The 18,004-nt window shown below is 59.4% G+C and carries 17 protein-coding genes; 8 read left to right on the top strand and 9 right to left on the bottom strand.

Annotation, left to right across the window (positions count from 1 at the left end; translation table 11 throughout):
• Window positions 1-4 precede the first annotated feature (4 nt).
• From GOQ09_RS11260 to scpA, 4 genes are read right to left on the bottom strand one after another with little or no spacing between them, the layout of a single operon-like run.
• Complete coding sequence (locus tag GOQ09_RS11260) at window positions 5-1,549, bottom strand: acyl-CoA carboxylase subunit beta (RefSeq protein ID WP_157613504.1); 1,545 nt, start codon at window positions 1,547-1,549, stop codon at window positions 5-7.
• Window positions 1,550-1,589: 40 nt separating this feature from the next.
• A complete protein-coding gene (meaB, locus tag GOQ09_RS11255; RefSeq protein WP_157616666.1) occupies window positions 1,590-2,588 on the bottom strand; it encodes a methylmalonyl Co-A mutase-associated GTPase MeaB in 999 nt (332 codons plus the stop codon).
• Between the two features lie 44 nt (window positions 2,589-2,632).
• Window positions 2,633-3,106: a GNAT family N-acetyltransferase gene (locus GOQ09_RS11250; protein ID WP_157613503.1), complete on the bottom strand. Its 474-nt coding sequence runs from the start codon at window positions 3,104-3,106 to the stop codon at window positions 2,633-2,635.
• 14 nt (window positions 3,107-3,120) lie between these two features.
• Window positions 3,121-5,283 (bottom strand): methylmalonyl-CoA mutase, encoded by a 2,163-nt coding sequence (scpA, locus tag GOQ09_RS11245; RefSeq protein WP_157613502.1) that lies wholly within the window; start codon window positions 5,281-5,283, stop codon window positions 3,121-3,123.
• Between the two features lie 127 nt (window positions 5,284-5,410).
• Between scpA and GOQ09_RS11240 the strand changes: the two genes are divergently transcribed.
• The gene (locus GOQ09_RS11240) at window positions 5,411-6,058 is read left to right on the top strand and encodes a GntR family transcriptional regulator (protein WP_157613501.1); all 648 of its coding nucleotides are present in this window, start codon (window positions 5,411-5,413) and stop codon (window positions 6,056-6,058) included.
• 25 nt (window positions 6,059-6,083) lie between these two features.
• On the opposite strand, the gene GOQ09_RS11235 is transcribed toward GOQ09_RS11240, so the two are convergent.
• Together GOQ09_RS11235 and dusA are read right to left on the bottom strand one after the other, a co-directional pair.
• Window positions 6,084-6,866: an IclR family transcriptional regulator gene (locus GOQ09_RS11235; protein WP_157613500.1), complete on the bottom strand. Its 783-nt coding sequence runs from the start codon at window positions 6,864-6,866 to the stop codon at window positions 6,084-6,086.
• A gap of 189 nt (window positions 6,867-7,055) precedes the next feature.
• Window positions 7,056-8,021, bottom strand: a complete 966-nt coding sequence (gene dusA, locus GOQ09_RS11230) for a tRNA dihydrouridine(20/20a) synthase DusA (protein WP_242631078.1) — start codon at window positions 8,019-8,021, stop codon at window positions 7,056-7,058.
• Between the two features lie 507 nt (window positions 8,022-8,528).
• On the opposite strand from dusA, the gene GOQ09_RS11225 reads away from it, so the two are divergent.
• The gene (locus GOQ09_RS11225) at window positions 8,529-9,356 is read left to right on the top strand and encodes a tyrosine-type recombinase/integrase (RefSeq protein WP_242631077.1); all 828 of its coding nucleotides are present in this window, start codon (window positions 8,529-8,531) and stop codon (window positions 9,354-9,356) included.
• Here GOQ09_RS11225 and GOQ09_RS26320 read toward each other — a convergent pair.
• Both GOQ09_RS26320 and GOQ09_RS11220 read right to left on the bottom strand, forming a co-directional pair.
• On the bottom strand, window positions 9,305-9,826 hold the full coding sequence (locus GOQ09_RS26320; protein ID WP_242631076.1) for a hypothetical protein: 522 nt from the start codon (window positions 9,824-9,826) through the stop codon (window positions 9,305-9,307). The two genes, GOQ09_RS11225 and GOQ09_RS26320, sit on opposite strands and share 52 nt — an antisense overlap.
• A 3-nt stretch (window positions 9,827-9,829) precedes the next feature.
• The gene (locus tag GOQ09_RS11220; RefSeq protein ID WP_157613498.1) at window positions 9,830-10,789 is read right to left on the bottom strand and encodes a hypothetical protein; all 960 of its coding nucleotides are present in this window, start codon (window positions 10,787-10,789) and stop codon (window positions 9,830-9,832) included.
• 802 nt (window positions 10,790-11,591) lie between these two features.
• Between GOQ09_RS11220 and GOQ09_RS11215 the strand changes: the two genes are divergently transcribed.
• The 5 genes from GOQ09_RS11215 (at window position 11,592) to GOQ09_RS11195 (ending at window position 15,736) form a co-directional block, all read left to right on the top strand.
• Window positions 11,592-12,263, top strand: a complete 672-nt coding sequence (locus GOQ09_RS11215; RefSeq protein WP_157613497.1) for a hypothetical protein — start codon at window positions 11,592-11,594, stop codon at window positions 12,261-12,263.
• Between the two features lie 453 nt (window positions 12,264-12,716).
• Window positions 12,717-12,992, top strand: coding sequence for a hypothetical protein (locus tag GOQ09_RS11210; protein WP_157613496.1), 276 nt, complete (start codon window positions 12,717-12,719; stop codon window positions 12,990-12,992).
• Complete coding sequence (locus tag GOQ09_RS11205) at window positions 12,989-13,132, top strand: hypothetical protein (RefSeq protein WP_157613495.1); 144 nt, start codon at window positions 12,989-12,991, stop codon at window positions 13,130-13,132. Before GOQ09_RS11210 ends, GOQ09_RS11205 begins: the two co-directional genes overlap by 4 nt.
• 3 nt (window positions 13,133-13,135) lie before the next feature.
• The gene (locus tag GOQ09_RS26605; RefSeq protein WP_157616665.1) at window positions 13,136-13,252 is read left to right on the top strand and encodes a pyocin activator PrtN family protein; all 117 of its coding nucleotides are present in this window, start codon (window positions 13,136-13,138) and stop codon (window positions 13,250-13,252) included.
• A 228-nt stretch (window positions 13,253-13,480) separates the two neighbouring features.
• Window positions 13,481-15,736, top strand: coding sequence for a hypothetical protein (locus GOQ09_RS11195; RefSeq protein ID WP_157613494.1), 2,256 nt, complete (start codon window positions 13,481-13,483; stop codon window positions 15,734-15,736).
• Window positions 15,737-16,280: 544 nt separating this feature from the next.
• Here the strand turns inward: GOQ09_RS11195 and GOQ09_RS11190 are convergent.
• The gene (locus tag GOQ09_RS11190) at window positions 16,281-16,949 is read right to left on the bottom strand and encodes a TetR/AcrR family transcriptional regulator (protein ID WP_157613493.1); all 669 of its coding nucleotides are present in this window, start codon (window positions 16,947-16,949) and stop codon (window positions 16,281-16,283) included.
• A gap of 132 nt (window positions 16,950-17,081) precedes the next feature.
• Here GOQ09_RS11190 and GOQ09_RS11185 point away from each other — a divergent pair, with 132 nt between their 5' ends.
• Window positions 17,082-17,867: an SDR family NAD(P)-dependent oxidoreductase gene (locus GOQ09_RS11185; protein WP_157613492.1), complete on the top strand. Its 786-nt coding sequence runs from the start codon at window positions 17,082-17,084 to the stop codon at window positions 17,865-17,867.
• Window positions 17,868-18,004 lie beyond the last annotated feature (137 nt).

Raw genomic sequence — 18,004 nt, 5'->3', positions numbered from 1 at the left:
GTGCTTACAGCGGAATGTTCCCGTGCTTGCGCCACGGGTTCTCGAGCTTCTTCTCGCGCAGCATCACCAGCGAACGGCAGATACGTTTGCGCGTTTCGTGCGGCAGGATCACGTCGTCGATGTAGCCGCGCGCACCCGCCACATACGGGTTGGCGAAACGCGCCTTGTATTCGGCCTCACGTGCGGCAAGCTTCTCGGGGTCGTTCTTGTCTTCGCGGAAGATGATTTCCACCGCGCCCTTGGCGCCCATCACCGCGATCTCCGCGCGCGGCCAGGCCAGATTGACGTCGCCGCGCAAGTGCTTGGAAGCCATCACGTCGTACGCGCCGCCATAGGCCTTGCGCGTAATGACGGTGATCTTCGGCACGGTGCATTCCGCATACGCGTAGAGCAGCTTGGCGCCGTGCTTGATGATGCCGCCGTACTCCTGCCCCGTGCCGGGCATGAAGCCGGGCACGTCGACAAAGGTGACCACCGGAATATTGAACGCATCACAAAAGCGCACGAAGCGTGCCGCCTTGATGCTGCTCTTGATGTCCAAGCAGCCCGCAAGCACCAGCGGCTGATTGGCGACGATGCCGACCGTCTGCCCTTCCATGCGCGCAAAGCCGATCACGATGTTCTTCGCGTAGTCGGGCTGCAGTTCGAAGAAGTCGCCGTCATCGACCACCTTGAGGATCAGCTCCTTGATGTCGTAGGGCTTGTTCGGGTTGTCGGGCACCAGCGTATCCAGCGAGTAGTCGGGCCGGTCGGCCGGGTCGCCCTGCCCGTTGTTGCCCAGGCGCACCGGCGGTTTTTCGCGGTTGTTGAGCGGCAGGTAGTTGTACAGGCGGCGCAGCATCATGAGCGCCTCGACGTCGTTCTCGAACGCCATGTCAGCCACGCCGCTGCGCGTGGTGTGGGTGATGGCGCCACCGAGCTCTTCGGCCGTCACGGTCTCGTGCGTCACGGTCTTCACCACCTCGGGCCCGGTGACGAACATGTAGCTCGAGTCCTTCACCATGAAGATGAAGTCGGTCATGGCCGGCGAATACACCGCGCCGCCCGCACACGGGCCCATGATCATGCTGATCTGCGGCACCACGCCCGAGGCCATCACGTTCCGCTGGAACACGTCGGCATAGCCACCGAGCGAGGCCACGCCTTCCTGGATGCGCGCGCCGCCCGAATCGTTCAGGCCGATGACCGGCGCGCCGACCTTCATCGCCTGGTCCATCACCTTGCAGATCTTTTCGGCATGCGCTTCGCTCAGTGCACCGCCAAAGACGGTGAAGTCCTGGCTGTACACGAAGACCAGACGGCCGTTGATCATGCCGTAGCCGGTAACCACGCCGTCGCCGGGGATCTTTTGCTCGGCCATGCCGAAGTCGACCGAGCGGTGCTCGACGAACATGTCCCACTCTTCGAAGGTGTTGTCGTCCAGCAGCAGCTCGATGCGCTCCCGCGCGGTGAGCTTGCCCTTGGCGTGCTGCGCGTCGATGCGCTTCTGCCCGCCGCCAAGGCGCGCCTGGGCGCGGCGCTTTTCGAGTTGTTCGATCAGTTCTTGCATGGTGTGCTTCCGAAGCTGTGGTCCTGAATTTCGTGTGTTGTCATGGCCTGGCGGTGATGGCCGCTGCCGAAAGCAGCTGGCGCGCCGCCGTCGATGCGGGCAGCGAGCCCTCTGCCACTTGCCGAGTGAGTTGCGGCAGCAGTTCGCGCACCTGCGCGTGTTGCCTGAACGCTTGCTTGAGGCCCGCGTCGATGCGCTCCCACATCCACGCCGTGGCCTGCTTTTCGCGCCGCTTGGCGAGCTTGCCATTCGCGGTTTGCAATTGCCTGAACTGCGTGACGGCGTCCCAGAAGGCGTCGACGCCGGTACCCGCCAGCGCGCTCAGCTGCAGCACCTTGGGCAGCCAGAAGCGAACCTCGGCGCCGCTGTGCGCGTCATGCACCGCATGCGCGTGGTCCGGGTTGCCCTGGTGGCCGAAGAGGCGCAGGGCCGAGGTGATCTGCGCCTGCGCACGCGTGGCGGCGTCCTTGTCGATGTCGGCCTTGTTGATGACAACCAGGTCGGCCAGTTCCATCACGCCCTTCTTGATGGCCTGCAGGTCGTCGCCCGCATTGGGCAACTGCATCAGTACGAACATGTCGGTCATGCCGGCCACGGCGGTTTCGCTCTGGCCCACGCCCACGGTTTCGACAATGACGATGTCGTAGCCGGCGGCTTCGCACACCAGCATGGCTTCGCGCGTTTTCTCGGCCACGCCGCCCAGCGTGCCGCTCGACGGGCTCGGCCGGATGTAGGCGCGCTCATGCACCGAGAGGCGCTCCATGCGCGTCTTGTCGCCGAGGATGGAGCCGCCCGAAACGGTCGACGAAGGGTCGATGGTGAGCACCGCCACGCGGTGGCCCTTGCCAATCAGCAGCAGGCCCAGCGTCTCGATGAAGGTCGATTTGCCGACACCCGGCACGCCGGAGATGCCGAGGCGAAATGAACTGCCGGTGCGTGGCAGCAATGCGGTGAGCAATTCATCGGCTTGCGCGCGATGGTCGGCCCGTGTGGATTCGAGCAGCGTAATGGCCTTGGCGATGGCGCGGCGCTGTGCCATGCCCTCCGGCTCGGCAATGGCGCGTTCAAGTGCCCCGACCTGTTTCAGCACGCATCCTCCGAGGCTACGCGCCAGCGGTAGTGCAGGTCGACGCCCTCTTCGCCTTCGAGCACGAAGCCGTGCCGCACATAGAAGCGGTTGGCGTCGCTCTGCACCAGCGCGGTCAGCTTGATGTCCATCCCTTGCTCCCGGGCCTGCGACTTGGCCCATTGCAAGACCCATTCGCCGATGCCCAGCCCCTGGAAACCGGTGCGCAGGTACAGGTGGTCCAGCCGCAGCGCATCGGGGTCTTCGGGCTTGAGCGTGACAAAGCCGATGCGCAGGTCGCTGTCGAGCACGATGTGATGCATGTAAGGCACGACGAACCCGGCCTGGAGCCGTTCGCGTGAACGCGCAGGGTCGAAGCGCCCGACGCGCTCCAGGCTGGGGCGCATCGCATCGACGCGCAAGGCCAGCATGGCTTCGAAATCGCTGGAATCAACGGGCTGCAGCGACAGCCGCGACAAAAGATCGCCCACGTTTCGCGTCCCGATCAGGCCGAGACCGCTGCGCGAATCTGCTCCAGCACGTCCTTCGCGCTGGCCGGAATCGGCGTGCCCGGGCCGTAGATGCCCTTGACGCCCGCTTCATAGAGAAAGTCGTAGTCCTGCCGCGGAATCACGCCGCCGACGAAGACGATGATGTCGTCCGCGCCCTGCTTCTTCAGCTCGTTGATGATGGCCGGCACAAGTGTCTTGTGGCCGGCCGCGAGGGTGCTCACGCCCACGGCATGCACGTCGTTTTCAATCGCCTGGCGCGCGCACTCCTCGGGTGTCTGGAACAGCGGCCCCATGTCCACGTCGAAGCCCAGGTCGGCAAAGGCCGTGGCCACCACCTTGGCGCCGCGGTCGTGCCCGTCCTGCCCCAGCTTGGAGATCATCACGCGCGGACGGCGCCCCTGCTCTTCGGCGAAGGCGTTGATTTCGGTCTTGAGGGCTTCCCAGCCCTCGGCGGAGTCATAGGCAGCAGCGTACACACCGGTCACCTTTTGCGTGTCGGCCCGATGGCGGCCGAATGATTTTTCAAGCGCGTCGGAAATCTCGCCCACCGTGGCGCGCAGGCGCACCGCGTCGATGCTGAGAGCGAGCAGGTTGCCGGTGCCGTTCTCGGCGGCCTCGGTCAGCGCATCCAGCGCAGCCTGCACCTTGGCGCTATCGCGCGAAGAGCGGAGCATCGTAAGCCGCGCCACCTGCTGCTCGCGCACCTTCACGTTGTCGATCGAGAGGCTGTCGATTGCGTCTTCGTTCTTGAGCTTGTACTTGTTGACGCCCACGATCACGTCCTTGCCCGAATCGATGCGTGCCTGCTTCTCGGCGGCGGCCGCTTCGATCTTGAGCTTGGCCCAACCGCTGTCCACCGCCTTGGTCATGCCGCCCATCGCCTCGACCTCTTCGATGATGGCCCAGGCGGCATCGGCCATGTCCTGCGTGAGCTTCTCCATCATGTAGCTGCCGGCCCAGGGGTCGATCACGTTGGTGATGTGCGTTTCTTCCTGGATGATGAGCTGCGTGTTGCGTGCGATGCGCGCGCTGAACTCGGTGGGCAGCGCAATGGCTTCGTCGAGCGCGTTGGTGTGCAGGCTTTGCGTGCCGCCGAACACCGCGGCCATGGCCTCGATGGTGGTGCGCACCACGTTGTTGTAGGGGTCTTGCTCGGTGAGCGACCAGCCCGAGGTCTGGCAGTGGGTGCGCAGCATCAGGCTCTTGGGGTTCTTGGGGTTGAACTCCTTCATGATGCGGCACCACAAGAGGCGCGCCGCGCGCATCTTGGCCACTTCGAGGTAGAAGTTCATGCCAATGGCCCAGAAGAAGCTCAGGCGGCCGGCAAAGCCGTCGACATCGAGGCCCTTGGCCAGCGCTGTCTTCACGTATTCCTTGCCGTCGGCCAGCGTGAAGGCCAGCTCCAGCGCCTGGTTGGCGCCGGCTTCCTGCATGTGATAGCCGCTGATCGAGATCGAGTTGAACTTGGGCATCTTCTGCGCCGTGTACTCGATGATGTCGCCGATGATCCGCATGCTCGGCGCGGGCGGAAAGATGTAGGTGTTGCGGACCATGAACTCCTTGAGGATGTCGTTCTGGATGGTTCCGCTCAGCTGGTCTTGCGCCACGCCCTGCTCTTCGGCCGCAACCACGTAGCCCGCCAGCACCGGCAGCACGGCGCCGTTCATCGTCATGGACACAGAGACCTTGTCGAGCGGGATCTGGTCGAACAGGATCTTCATGTCCTCGACCGAATCAATGGCCACGCCGGCCTTGCCCACGTCGCCCGTCACGCGCGGATGGTCGCTGTCGTAGCCGCGGTGGGTGGCCAGGTCGAAAGCCACGCTCACGCCCTGCCCGCCCGCCGCCAGTGCCTTGCGGTAGAAAGCGTTCGATTCTTCAGCGGTCGAGAAGCCCGCGTACTGCCGAATGGTCCATGGGCGCACCGCGTACATGGTGGCCTGCGGGCCGCGCAGGTAGGGCTCGAAGCCCGGGAGCGTGTCGGTGTACTTGAGCCCGTGCAGGTCGGCGGCGGTATACAGCGGCTTCACCGTAATGCCGTCGGGCGTTAGCCAGTTGAGCGCATTCAGGTCGCCACCCGGCGCCGACTTGGCGGCGGCCTTGGCCCAGTCGTCGATGTTGGCAGGCTTGAAGGTGGGTTCGGGTGTGCTGCTCATGAGGGGCCGTTTTGCAGTGTCTTGCAGGGTAGTCGCAAATTCGCCTGCAAGGAATTTGCAAGCCGCAGCGAGTCTAACCTATCCATAATTATTAATTCAAACACGTTTTTGCGGTACAGTCCGGCCCATGTCCGCCGTCACCCTTACCCCGCGCGCCCTCTATGAAGAGGTGGCCGAGCTGCTGCGCCAGCGGATCTTCCGCCGCGAGCTCGAGCCCGGCAGCTGGATCGACGAACTCAAGCTGGCCGAGGAATACGGCATCAGCCGCACCCCGCTGCGCGAAGCCCTGAAGGTGCTGGCGGCCGAAGGCCTGGTCACCATGAAGGTGCGGCGCGGCGCCTACGTGACCGAGGTGTCGGAGCAAGACCTGGCGGACGTGTATCACCTGCTCTCCCTGCTGGAGAGCGACGCGGCCGGCGTGGTGGCCGAGCGCGCGACCGACGCCCAGCGCGCGGAACTGAAGGCGCTGCACGCCGAGCTGGAGGCCGCCGGCGCGCCAGGCAAGGAAAACCGAGAGCACTTCTTCGCGCTGAACGAGCGCTTTCACATGCGCCTTTTGGCCATTGCCAACAACAAGTGGCGCGACCAGATGGTGGCCGACCTGCGCAAGGTGATGAAGCTCAACCGCCACAACTCACTGCTCAAGGAAGGCCGCATCGCCGAATCGCTGGCGGAGCACCGCTCGATGATGGCGGCCATCGAGGCGCGCGACGCCACCGCGGCCATGGCGCGCATGCGCGAGCACTTCAAGAACGGCCTGGAAGCGGCGGTCTAGGCCCCGCCCAGGCGCCGCGGGCCGATCAGTCCGGGCCGATGACGCCGGTTTCGGCCGAGATGCGGCTGGCAGCCTCGAGCAGGCGCGGCGCAACGCGCGAGAGCATCATGTCTTTCGGCAGCAGGTAGGCGGGGCCGCCGCAGCTCACGCCATAGCGTTCACCATGCGGCCCTTGCAGCGCAAAGCCAAGCGCATGAATGTGCGGATGCCATTCGCCGAACGAGCTGCAGTAGCCCAGGCGGGCGTATTCGTCGAGCCCGGCCATCAGGCGGGGTTCGATGGAGGCCCAGCTTTCGCCGCTTTCCTGCTGGATCTTCTCGAGCACCGCCGCCCGCTCGGCCTCGGGCAATGCCGCAAGGGAAGCACGGCCCGCGGCCGAGGTGACGATGCTCATGCGGGTGCCGACGTCCAGCCGCGAGCTGATCAGCGCCGAGCGCGGGCGCAGTGAATCGATGACGAGCATGTCGAGATCGTCGCGCACCGCCACATGGACGCTGGCGCCCGCAAATTCGGACAACTCCGCCAGGTGCGGCCTGGCCACCGTGCGCAGGTCGAAATGACGGAGATAGCGGCTGCTCATGTCGAGCAGCGCCGGGCCCAGGCTGAAGCGCTCGCTGTCCTGCGACTGCCGCAGATACCCCGCGTTCACCAACGTGGCCGTAAGGCGCGATACCGTCGCCTTGGGAAGGCCCGTGGTGTCGGCCAGTTCCCGATTGCTCATCGGCGATGCCGACATCCCGATGACCTTGAGCAGGGCCAGACCCCGGCCCAATGCGCTGACTTCTTCTTTGCTCCCCGCTTCATTCATGAATCGAAACCCCTTATTTATTAGCGTTTCTTGATTCTTTAGCAGAAAAGTTGAAAAGTTTCAGTCCTCAGTCAATCATTATCATTTTGGAACACTCACCGTTGCTGGGCGGCGAATCCCTTGCCGCAAGCGGCTTCGCGCCGCAGTGCCCGCTTCACTCAAGGCACGCTTCAGCTAGGCACGCCTCAGCTAGGCAACCTGCGCCACGGGCTCATGCGCCAGCGCCATCACCTCGTGCGGCGAGCGCGTCTTGAGCCGGTGGTCGCTCCAGACCTGACGCCAGCGGCGCGCGCCGGGCAGGCCGTTGCGCAAGCCCAGCATGTGCCGCGCGATCGACGACCACTGCGTGCCGTGTTCCGCCGCCTCGCGAACCATGTAGTCGCACATGAGCGACTCCACCTCTTCACGCGTCAGCGGCTGCGGCCCGGCGCCGAAGAACTCGGCATCCCATTCGGCCAGCCACCAGGGGTTGTGATAGGCCTCACGCCCCACCATCACGCCGTCGAGCAGCCGCAAGTGCTCATGCACCTGGGCATTGGCCGAAATACCGCCGTTGATCGAAAAGCTCAACGCCGGAAAGTCATGCTTCAGCCGGTGCACCAGCTCATAGCGCAGCGGCGGAATCTCGCGGTTCTGCTTCGGGCTCAGCCCCTTCAGCCACGCATTGCGCGCATGAACGATGAACGTGCCGCAGCCGGCCTCGCTCACGGTGCCGACAAAGTCGCGCACGAACTCGTAGCTCTCGATCTTGTCGATGCCGATGCGGTGCTTGACCGTGACCGGCACGCTCACCACGTCGACCATTGCCTTCACGCAGTCGGCCACCAGTTGCGGCTCGGCCATCAGGCAGGCGCCGAAGGCTCCGCGCTGCACGCGCTCGCTGGGGCAGCCGCAGTTGAGGTTGATCTCGTCGTAGCCCCACTCTTCGCCCAGCTTCGCGCAATGCGCCAGGTCGGCCGGTTCGCTGCCGCCCAGCTGCAGGGCCACCGGGTGCTCTTCGGCGTTGAAGCGCAGGTGGCGGGGCACGTCGCCATGCACCAGCGCGCCCGTGGTCACCATTTCGGTATAGAGCAGCGCGTGGCGCGACATCAGGCGATGGAAGTACCGACAGTGGCGGTCGGTCCAGTCCATCATGGGCGCAACGGACACGCGCATGGCCTTGGCAGAACTGGCCTTCAGAGGGGAATCGGGCTCAAGCCCAGTGTTTATGCGATTCTCGTTCGGTGTCATTTCTTCTCATTTGCCCATTTTTTCGGTCCGAGTGGCACATTCCGTGCCACAAAAAAAGCATGTACCACCGGAAGGCACCTTTGGGAACCATCACGAAACGCAAGCGCAGACGGAAGCGTAGCGCACATGGCCCGAATCCGAATCAAGGACGGTCGCGTCGTCGTGAACAGCGAGAAGGAGACCTTCGACCGCGAACAGGCTGCCCAGCTTTGGCTCAAGGCCGCGAGACGGAGTTAGCGAAGCCCAGCGCACTCGAAAAACTCCGGGCACCCGACCCGACTTTTGCCAAAGCCATTGAAAAATACGTCGCCGAGTCCCGGAAGGAGATCGGAAAGACCAAGGCGCAGGTGCTCAACACAGCGGCCGCACAAGCCTGGCCAAGCGGCGCGGCTCCACAATAACCAGCGCCGACTGGGTGCAGTTCGCCAAACCATGAAAGTACAGCCTCAGACTGTTGGCAACTCCCAGTCTCACGTCGCCACGGTCTATGGGCTGGCTCGGCCGGCGTGGGGCTATCCGCTCGACCTCCAGGTGATCGACGACGCGTGCAAGGTGTGCAAATCACTCGGCCTGTCGTCAAGATCAAAGGCGCGCGACAGGCGCCCTACGCTGGAAGAGTTGGACAAGCTCATGAAGCATTTCTGGCGAGTGAAACGCAAGAATGCCATCCCGATGCAGGAAATCATCTGCTACGCGATCTTCAGCGCGCGACGCCAAGACGAAATCACCCGGCAGAGCTTTGAAGACTTGGACGAGGACCACTCGGAAATTTGGGTGCGTGACATGAAGCACCCCGGCGAGAAGGAAGGCAACGACGTCCGCTACGCGCTCACACAGGAGGCACTGGCGATCATCTTGAATCGTCGCAAGTCAACCGAGCAAAAGGGGCGAATTTTTCCGCACCACGGCGATTCCGTCAGCAGTTCTTTCACGAACGCCTGCGCCCTGCTGGGCATCGATGACCCTCATTTCCACGACCTGCGTCACGACGGCATCAGCCGCTTATTCGAACTAGGCTGGAACATTCCCAACGTGGCCAGCTCTTTGGCCATCGCTCCTGGAACTCACTGCGTCGGTACACCCACATGCGCCAGCGGGGCGTCAAATACGCGGCTTGGCCATGGCTTGAGAATTGGGCATCAACAAACCCAAAGTCATTTCCACCGCGCCGACTTCCGAGTTGTGACTGGCGCACTCAGGAGTCAGGATCAGGGCGCAGTAGCCGGATTACGTATCAACTCAAAATTAATCAGCAAATAAGATCGGCGCAACACGATCAACAAACAGAGCAGCACCGACACACCGGCATAGACCATGCAAAACCGTCCAATCGTGCCAATCCACCCGTCGGTCAAGGCAAAGAATGCCGTGACGACCAAGATAATGCATAGCAACACGCTGTATGCAATAGTGGAAAGCGTCTCTCGACATAGACGCTTGAAGTCAACAAAATTACTATAGAGATCATGCGACTCTCTATTATTGAATACGAGCGTGTAAACCAACACCAAAAGATTCAACATTAATCCCGCCACAATAGATGCAGCAGAAACCACGATCGAAACAACATCAGCCGAAACGGCAAAAAGCCTTAGCTGCAAAATTGCAGCAACAGCCGGAAATCCGATTTGAAATGCATATTCCGCCGGCGATTTCTTCCCAGTACCATAATCATAAAATGTCGAAAAGTGTTCGCGAACCAGGAACCAAGGGTTCATTTTTTGGATCATGCTCTACACCTTTGTCGAGAACGTTGTTGATAGCCCCCACGAACTAAGAATTTCTGAAGCCAGGTCATCTGCTTGTTCCAGCCAAGACTCAGGGTCCGGATGTCCCGTCGCATCCACTCTAACGTCGTCAGTGATATCAATATTTGGCGATACTTTTCCGCGATTGCCTAGATCGATGACTCGCGTTTTAGAGCCGTGAACGATTTCAACTTTAATGTTGTCAGGCTGATTGTCGGGAGAAATTGTAAATATATCCTTAGTTTGAATCTTACCCGCGACCAACTTTTTAATCCAATCAACATCTGTAAAAAATGAATTCCGCTTAAGTCGAAATACGTATTCAAGATCCAAAAACTCAGGCTTATCCGCGTTACCCAAGACACTCGCAAAGTCACTTGGCAATGATTTCTTTACTAGCCTGATTTTTTTGACCTGACCTTGATTTAACAAGGTAGTGACGACGGCTGTGGGGGCTACCTTATCCACTCGCAGTTCCAAGCCAGGATGCGCAGCTGCAACATACTTTTTCAGTTCCGGCATGATCATGCTTCTAATGCCCATGGTATTGAAGCGCCCCAAGAGCAGCAACCCGCGCTTTTGCTGCGCCGCATTCGTGCTCTTTGGAAAATAGAAATTGAAGAGGAAGGGAAGCATGTCGGCCTGCACTTTCGTGCGCTTATGAGCCGATGCCTTTTTTACGGTGTCCCAAATGTCTGATTCGAAGCCGTAGTGGCCCGTCTGGTATCTACCACCGACAGTTCGAGGTGAGCCTGTGAACAATTTACGCAGCACATACGTCTTCTTCGCCTGGTGCGTTTCTCGCACGAGAGGCTGGTCAACCACTGATGCTAGAAACTGCTCCACAACGCCCCGTAAGTTGACGTTCTTCTGAATATTCCAAACGTCGATTGGCTGCTTCTTATCATCTACGATTTCGACGTAGTACGGTGCGATTGAGAACACTTTACTCCTCCAGTTCTCGCCGCATCGTACACATTTTGTTGCCGACTTATCGCATGTCTTCCATCTGTCGAAACGAGTGTGCTCGTGGTATTAGAACGGAGGTCTCAGCCGAGGCCAAGTCATTGAGTTATCGGCCCAGCATCGAACAGCTCAGCCGGTAGCACCTTCAGCATCTCTTTTGCTTCTTCGACCGTGCAGGCCAGCCAGCGGTCGAAGGTCGTGCGCCTCGAGCGGCATGATGCTGCGCTTGTCTGCTGATCGGGTGGAAGTTTCGGTTCGGGCTTGTGCATCCGACTCATCAGCGGATGGTCGTCGGGTAGAGGGGCGAATGCAACTTGGCCTATGACACTCACGACAGGCGACTTGACTCCTCCATCGGGCATCCTCTGGCGCCCCGAACTGGTCGCCTGCACCTTTGGCCCCATCAGCTTTGCGGGGACCGAACAGGTTGGCGGGCGAGTGCTATCAGGTCTGGTACTGCGAAGTTCGCGATCTGCCCGCCGCAGTTTCGGATGAGATGCTGAGGTCTGCAGCGACAATGAACCATGAGCCAAACTGAATTTTTTACCGAACCCGCCACCGTTCTTCGGATGCCATCGTGGTTGGGCAGCCAGGCGTATGAAGACCGCGAACTGCCGCTGGCGCCCGGCGGCTACAAGGTGACACCCGGCGACCGTCGTGTGCCTGAAGTCAGGGAAGACCGTCTACGAAGACATCGGCCTCATTGAGATTCGATGTGAACGCATTTGCGCCTGAGCGTACCGATACTTCAGCGCGAAACAAGCACTCACCCAACCCTCGTATGACCGCTGAAAACACGCCGGCAACACCATTCCAAACGGCACTCTTGCTTCTCGGAGGTGCAGCCTTTGGTCTGTCGGTGTGGCTTGAATTTGTTCCGCTTAAAGTTCTAGCAGGCACCGCGATAGCCTTCTGGGCTTTATTCATGCTGTTGCTGGCCATGGCACTTGCGACTGAGTTGTATGTATCAGTCAGAGCAAATACGAAGTACTCCCCTGAATGGGGAAACATCGCCATGTTTCCGTTTGCCGCCTGGATGATTGCTGCGCCCATAGCAGGCGCACTCGCGACGTCTACCGCGGGAATCACAATGCTGTACGAATGGGCGCGCGCGCCTCAAACTAGCGAGCTATTGGTGCTATGGCTTTCAGTGCCTGCAACCCTGTTGCTCGGCGGGACGGCATTTCTCTTTCGATTGCGCCTACGATGTCTTTATGGCATCAGCGAGGTCGGCGCCGGCTTATTTGTGGCGTGGTTTCAGGTGAGAGGCGGCAGCAGCGGCAATCTTCTCAGCGGCGCATTTCTCCTTGCATTTATCACCGCGGCGGTCTACCTCGTCGTTCGCGGTTTGGACAATGTGCACCAAGGATGGAAGGCGGAGCCTCCCGACCCATTCGCGGCCCTTCTTAAAGCTCGTCTCGCTTCAAAGGCACAAAAGCAGCCGAGCTGCTAACGCCGCCGCAAGCCAGTAGAGAACTGGCTGCTGCTTTATCGGATGCGCGCCATCACAAGGGCGCGATCATTTTCAACAATTCCCAGCAGCATTCCTACTTCGGCGTCCCGCTCCTCAACGATGAGTCGACCGTTTCGAAGTAGCTCTGCACCTCGCGCAGCCAAGTCTCCGCCTCGACACGAGCGAACGCGAGGCCATGACATGAAAAGGCTGGCGAGAGACGTTCCTCGCTCGCTTTCATGATCTGCAGGCCGCACGCGCTCTCAACACGAAGAGGGCAGCATTAGGCGAAATAGCCGCTGCGCTCCCCCCAGCCACATTCGGCGCCGTGATCGCCGCACGCTAGATGTAACCGCCAGCGCCGACGACATTACGGCCACGCTCTACAGCGCCTTTGCAGACCTGAAGGCCGGCACCACCGAAAACGAACTGTTCGAACCGCTCGCCTCCATCTTGAACGCCGCGGTGATCCGCGCCGAGAGCATTGATGAACTGTGCCTCGCCCCGCTGCAGACCGCCGCCGATGCGCAGCACCGCTGCGATGCGATCCGCGTCCGTCATGGCCGCTATGGCTTCGACGGTCCTGGCCTGCACGCTATGGCCGCAGGGCTCGAAGTCTGCGAAGAAATCATCCGCGGCAGCTCGTCAAAGCAGATGTTTGATGCCTTCGCGGAATCGCTCGCGCGCGCCTGTTGCCGACCACCTGCAGGAGAGGCACCGGCAGCATGAAAACGATTTTTCTGCTCATGGCCCAGTACGAGGCGCACGGTCATTTCCTTGGAATGGATGTACGTGATTTTTTCGAACATCCCGATGTGAAAAAGCTGGCAGCAAAGGGCACGACCGGGGAATCAGGCTGCCATTGGTGAGGACTGACCCCGAGTAGTCAGAAGTCGCAAAAGGGAGTTGGCATTCAAGACCTCGCAGAGTATCTAGACGACCGCCAGCGGGCGGCGCGGAAGGAGTTGAACCAGCTTCAACCAAGATGAAAACGCCCCGCGAAATGCGGGCCGCTTGTTTTGTGAAGACTGCACCGTCAGCGGCCCAGTCCACTCGTCGCTCACAAAAATTGGGCGTGAACAAGCCAAGCCCCGGGCGTGCGTTCATCGCAATGAAAACGCGCCCATGGCAAGATCATCTTTTCAAACGGCCTGCGAGGCACTGTGGGGTCCGCTCCTAGTCCTCAGACCGTCACTCTCACTGAAACCGAAGCTGCAATGAGCACAAACTGGAAAACTCTAGAAGACCATGTTCGAGGTATTGCATCTCTCCGGTGGGCATCCGCCTGCAGACCAGCGCATATCGATGGTGTTGATTTCGACGGCGTCTGCCAAATTTCCGTCGACGAATTGGTAATCATCGAGATTACCAAGGAAAGAAACCTGCAAAAGGTTCGAGACGATTTGAACAAAATCGTTCCCACCAAACTTCGCTTAGCTACTCAGGGTCTCATTTGCAGGGCATTCATTGTTCTTGATTCGGAGCCGACGGACAGCATGGTGGAGGCAGGCAAGAGTAGCCACATTACTATCTGCTCCGCCACAGCTTTTGAACGTGCATTTTTTGACTTTCAAAGTTACGACAGATTGCGAAGTGCGCTGCCTTTTGGTAGCGCGGTTGACTCGAAGACTGGAGCCAACGATAGTCGCGCATTCATTCCGGTCAAGTACATTGACTTTGACAAAGACAAGCCTTACACGATTGATGGCATCGTTGCACTATTGCAACGAGGGGCGCACTTGGTGTTATCGGGCGATTACGGCACCGGAAAGAGCCGCTGTGTCAGGGAGGTATACACCAAGCTTCGCTCAGATGTTAGAGGCTCCAGCGCATTTCCTTTAGCGATAAATCTTCGAGATCATTGGAGCAGTTCCAGTGCGCTCGAAATAGTCGCAGGACACTTGGGAAATGTTGGCTTGGGAAACTCTGTTGACAACGTAATGCGACTGCTTAATTCGGGCCATCTCATTCTTTTGCTCGACGGATTTGACGAAATAGGCACCCAGGTTCACGACACGCGGATTGAAGATCGAAAGGCGCTGCGCAAGCGTGCCGTCCAGGGTGTCAGGGATTTAATTAACAAATGCAAAGCGGGCGTATTGATCACGGGGCGCTCTCATTTCTTCGACGGAAACGTGGAAATGATTGAAAGTCTTGGGCTTTCGCAGGCAAGAGATCTTTCTTGCCTTCAAGCGCCAGAAACTTTCTCCACGGCTGAGGGTACGCAATATCTGACGGCGCTAGGAATTACCGCTGCACTCCCTGAGTGGCTCCCACGCAGACCTCTCGTTTTTCAAATGATGGTCGAACTTGAAAAGGAGGACTTTGAACGCCTACTCAAGCGCGATTCAGGGCAATTCGAATTTTGGGCAGCCTTTATTTACGCCGTTTGTCGCCGCGAATCGAAGGGTGTAGGCGACTCAATTGCTCCGCAAACGATTCAGTTAATTCTCCAGTTTCTGGCGGCAAAGACTAGATACTCGACAACGTTCACAGGAAGATTGACCCCCTCTGACATCGACTCAGCTTACCAGCTCGTCGTTGGCTCGGTGCCAGATCAAAGCGGGCGACAGCTTCTATCCCGAATGTGCACGCTCGGCCGAATTGAGCCTGAATCACCTGACCGCCAGTTCATCGATGCAAACGTCGTAGATGTTTTGCGCGCCGACTCTCTAGTCTCTGATGTTGTGTCTATGTCAGAGACCTCAGGACGAACTCAATGGGTTCAGTCACTAGGCTTGCTGGGCACATTCCATGCGGCGCAAATAATTCGCTTTTATGACTTGGAACAGCAGAGTTTTGCCTATTTACACAGATTTGGAACGGCTCAAAATACCAAACGCTTAGGCGAAATTGTGTCGGCGCTATCCGTGTACGGCGCTGAACCCCTTGACTTCCGCCTACTAACCCTTAGCCGCTCAAGGCTACCGATAATGAATCTCGCCAGCCGGACAGTTTCCAACTTGATAATCAAGGATTCTGAAATTGATCTGCTCATCCTTGATGGAACACCTATCACGGCGGCCCACAATTCAACTCTCGAGGATTGCATTTTTTCTTCAGTTGCAGGAGTGTCAGCGCAAAATGGACTTCCATCATGGATTAAGAATGCAGAAGTTATAAACTTTGAGCGTCTTTCGAATGCTGCACGCATCAAAGAAAGCCCTCTTACTCCAGCGCAGAAACTATTTTTGGCGATGATTCATAAGATATTTTTACAACCCGGCTCAGGTCGCGAGGAAGCAGCGCTGCTGAAAGGTGGTTACGGACAGAAGTACAGCCCCAAGCTTGCTGACGCAATTTTGAAACTGCTTGTTAAGCACGGTGTCGTAGGGCGAATCAAAGGCGATGACGGGTGGGTTTATAAACCGATCCGCCGATTTATGGACAGAATGAACAGAATTCGATCGGAATTGACGTTGTCAGAAGACGAGCTTTGGACCGAGATTTCGTCCCTCGTGATTCATCGCTAGTTGAACCCTGTTTTTGCTAGGGAGAAGAATCCGGAGGTCAGTTCGCCTGCAGCGTTAATTAGTGTGCTGATCACCGATATTGGGCGCCGCGCCCAGGGGGTCAGGAGGCGTTGCTGGTGGATTCCGCGACTTAGCCACAACCACGTACGGTTACTTGAAGCACGCCATGCGCTGCCCGTGCATTGACTACTTGCAGCTGGTGTTTTAGGCAATGCGACGGTTATGCGTGCCGTTATGCAGACGATTGACATGAGCGAAGGCAGACGGACATCTCTCAACCCTTTCCCAATCTGCGCACAACTGACCATTCACGGACGCCACATTCGTGCCACATGCCCTTAGGCAATCGGATCTAAGTTGTTGGCAAGCCTACGTTTTCTATAGAAAGGTCATCCAATCCATCATCGGCGCTGCTGAGACAATTTTCTCTTTTAAATCAATAACTTAGCTCTACCATCGGTAAACATTACCGAGCAAGGCGCCGGTCCTGCCACCATCGGCGTGGACATCGGCTGCATCCAGGCGCTAGTTTCTCACGCCAGCTTCAATCCGCTGGTGCCATCCCCCGCATCAGCGTCAGCAGGGCATGCGCGAGGTCCTGCTCGAAGTCGTATTGCAAACCCGCCAATTCGGGCAACTCGACCACTTGCGCGGCCATTTCCGCAGGGTTGCTGAGCGGCCAGAGCCCGATGATGAGCGGCACCGTGTGCTTCATGACCTGTTCGAAGGCTTGCACCGGCATGCCGGGCACACGGGCATGAAAGGCCTGCGCTGCGCCCTGCCTAACGGCCAGCAGGTTGCCTTTGAATTCGACCATGCGCTCGAACGACACCTTGCGCTCCAGGAAGGACGGCAGGATGCTGGTCAGCCGGCAAAGCAGGGGCCGGGCAGACACCGTCGAGGCGAAGACGCGGGCAATGTGTTCAAAGCTGGCGCCCGCCTTGCCGCCGCGCGCCAGCGCCGTGCTCAGTTCGGCATGCCAGGCTGCAAATTCTTCGACCAGCAGGTCCATCAGCACGGCCTCGCTGCTCTCGAAATACCGGTACACGTTCGACTTGGTCATCTCAGCCTGGCGCGCCAGTTCGTTGATTCCCAACTCGAGGGCAGCCGGGTTCTGGCTCAGCATTTCCCGAGCGGTGGCCAGCAGGTGGCGGCGCCGCTCTTCCTTCTGCTCGGCGGATCGGGCGCGTACGTATGAGCTGGGCGAATTCATGCGGTGATCACACTCCATTTGCTAAAAGACCATTGGTCTGCTAAATTACAGACCAGTGGTCTCTAATCTTGCCTGAAAGCGAGGGTGCCGGCCACCTCCAGCTTCACTCTCACTTCAACAAAGGCAAACATCATGGCTACCAACGTCGACTCCTGGGTTCTCATCACTGGAGCCTCCAGTGGTTTTGGCGAAGAATTCGCCAAGCAATACGCGGCCAAGGGCCACCCGCTCATTCTGGTCGCACGCCGGCTCGATCGGCTGCAGGCCTTGGCTGCAGCGCTGCAACAGCAGTACAAGGTCAAAGTCATCGTAGAGCAGGTCGATCTGTCGGACGTGGGCGCCGTCCACGCGTTGCACGCCAGCCTTCGCGAGCGCGCCATCGCGGTTGAAATCCTGATCAACAACGCAGGCCATGGCTTGCAAGGTTCATTGCTCGACACGCCGATGCAGAGCGCCCTGGACATGTTGCAGCTCGATATTGCGAGCCTGACGGTCATGACGCGGCTCTTCGGCGAAGACATGCGCGAGCGGGGCCACGGAAAGATACTGCTCGTCGCCAGCATGCTGGCTCACTTCGGCGTGGAAAACATGGCGGTCTACGGCGCAGCCAAGGCCTATGTGCTGCGCCTTGGCGACGCGTTGCACCGTGAGTTCAAGCGCGACGGCGTGACGGTGACCTCGCTCTGCCCGGGCATGTCCGACACCGGCTTTGCGCAGGCCGCCAAGCAGAAGATCACGTGGGGACTCAAGCTGCTGATGATGAAGCCGGCGCCGGTGGTGCGGGCGGGCATTCACGCGCTGCACGCTGGGCGGAGGAGCGTCGTTCCGGGCTTCAACAACAAGGCTGCGGTGGCGATGGTGTGGGCGACACCGCGCTGGCTGCACCAGGCCATTTTTGCGCGCGTCATGAACGGTTGAGTCCGCCGGCCTGAACTGCTGAGTGGTCCCGCTGCGACAAACAGCGCCCCGTTGCCGGCGCGGCAGCCGGCATTGAATCCGCGGAAGAGTGCCGTGGGTCTTGTCCGACGTGCGGATGCGCAAGCCTCGCGCGCACG

It is taken from the genome of Variovorax paradoxus (genome assembly GCF_009755665.1).
GTDB lineage: Bacteria > Pseudomonadota > Gammaproteobacteria > Burkholderiales > Burkholderiaceae_C > Variovorax > Variovorax paradoxus_G.
This window is presented reverse-complemented; position numbering and strand designations above follow the sequence as displayed.

Coding starts and splice junctions, on each gene's coding strand:
- GOQ09_RS11225 (WP_242631077.1), top strand. CDS start 8,529: ATGAAAGTACAGCCTCAGACTGTTGGCAACTCCCAGTCTCACGTCGCC.
- GOQ09_RS11195 (WP_157613494.1), top strand. CDS start 13,481: ATGAGCACAAACTGGAAAACTCTAGAAGACCATGTTCGAGGTATTGCA.
- GOQ09_RS11260 (WP_157613504.1), bottom strand. CDS start 1,549: ATGCAAGAACTGATCGAACAACTCGAAAAGCGCCGCGCCCAGGCGCGC.
- GOQ09_RS11185 (WP_157613492.1), top strand. CDS start 17,082: ATGGCTACCAACGTCGACTCCTGGGTTCTCATCACTGGAGCCTCCAGT.
- GOQ09_RS11190 (WP_157613493.1), bottom strand. CDS start 16,949: ATGAATTCGCCCAGCTCATACGTACGCGCCCGATCCGCCGAGCAGAAG.
- dusA (WP_242631078.1), bottom strand. CDS start 8,021: ATGCGCGTGTCCGTTGCGCCCATGATGGACTGGACCGACCGCCACTGT.
- GOQ09_RS26320 (WP_242631076.1), bottom strand. CDS start 9,826: ATGATCCAAAAAATGAACCCTTGGTTCCTGGTTCGCGAACACTTTTCG.
- scpA (WP_157613502.1), bottom strand. CDS start 5,283: ATGAGCAGCACACCCGAACCCACCTTCAAGCCTGCCAACATCGACGAC.
- GOQ09_RS11215 (WP_157613497.1), top strand. CDS start 11,592: ATGACCGCTGAAAACACGCCGGCAACACCATTCCAAACGGCACTCTTG.
- GOQ09_RS11205 (WP_157613495.1), top strand. CDS start 12,989: ATGAAAACGATTTTTCTGCTCATGGCCCAGTACGAGGCGCACGGTCAT.
- meaB (WP_157616666.1), bottom strand. CDS start 2,588: ATGGCACAGCGCCGCGCCATCGCCAAGGCCATTACGCTGCTCGAATCC.
- GOQ09_RS11240 (WP_157613501.1), top strand. CDS start 5,411: ATGTCCGCCGTCACCCTTACCCCGCGCGCCCTCTATGAAGAGGTGGCC.
- GOQ09_RS11235 (WP_157613500.1), bottom strand. CDS start 6,866: ATGAATGAAGCGGGGAGCAAAGAAGAAGTCAGCGCATTGGGCCGGGGT.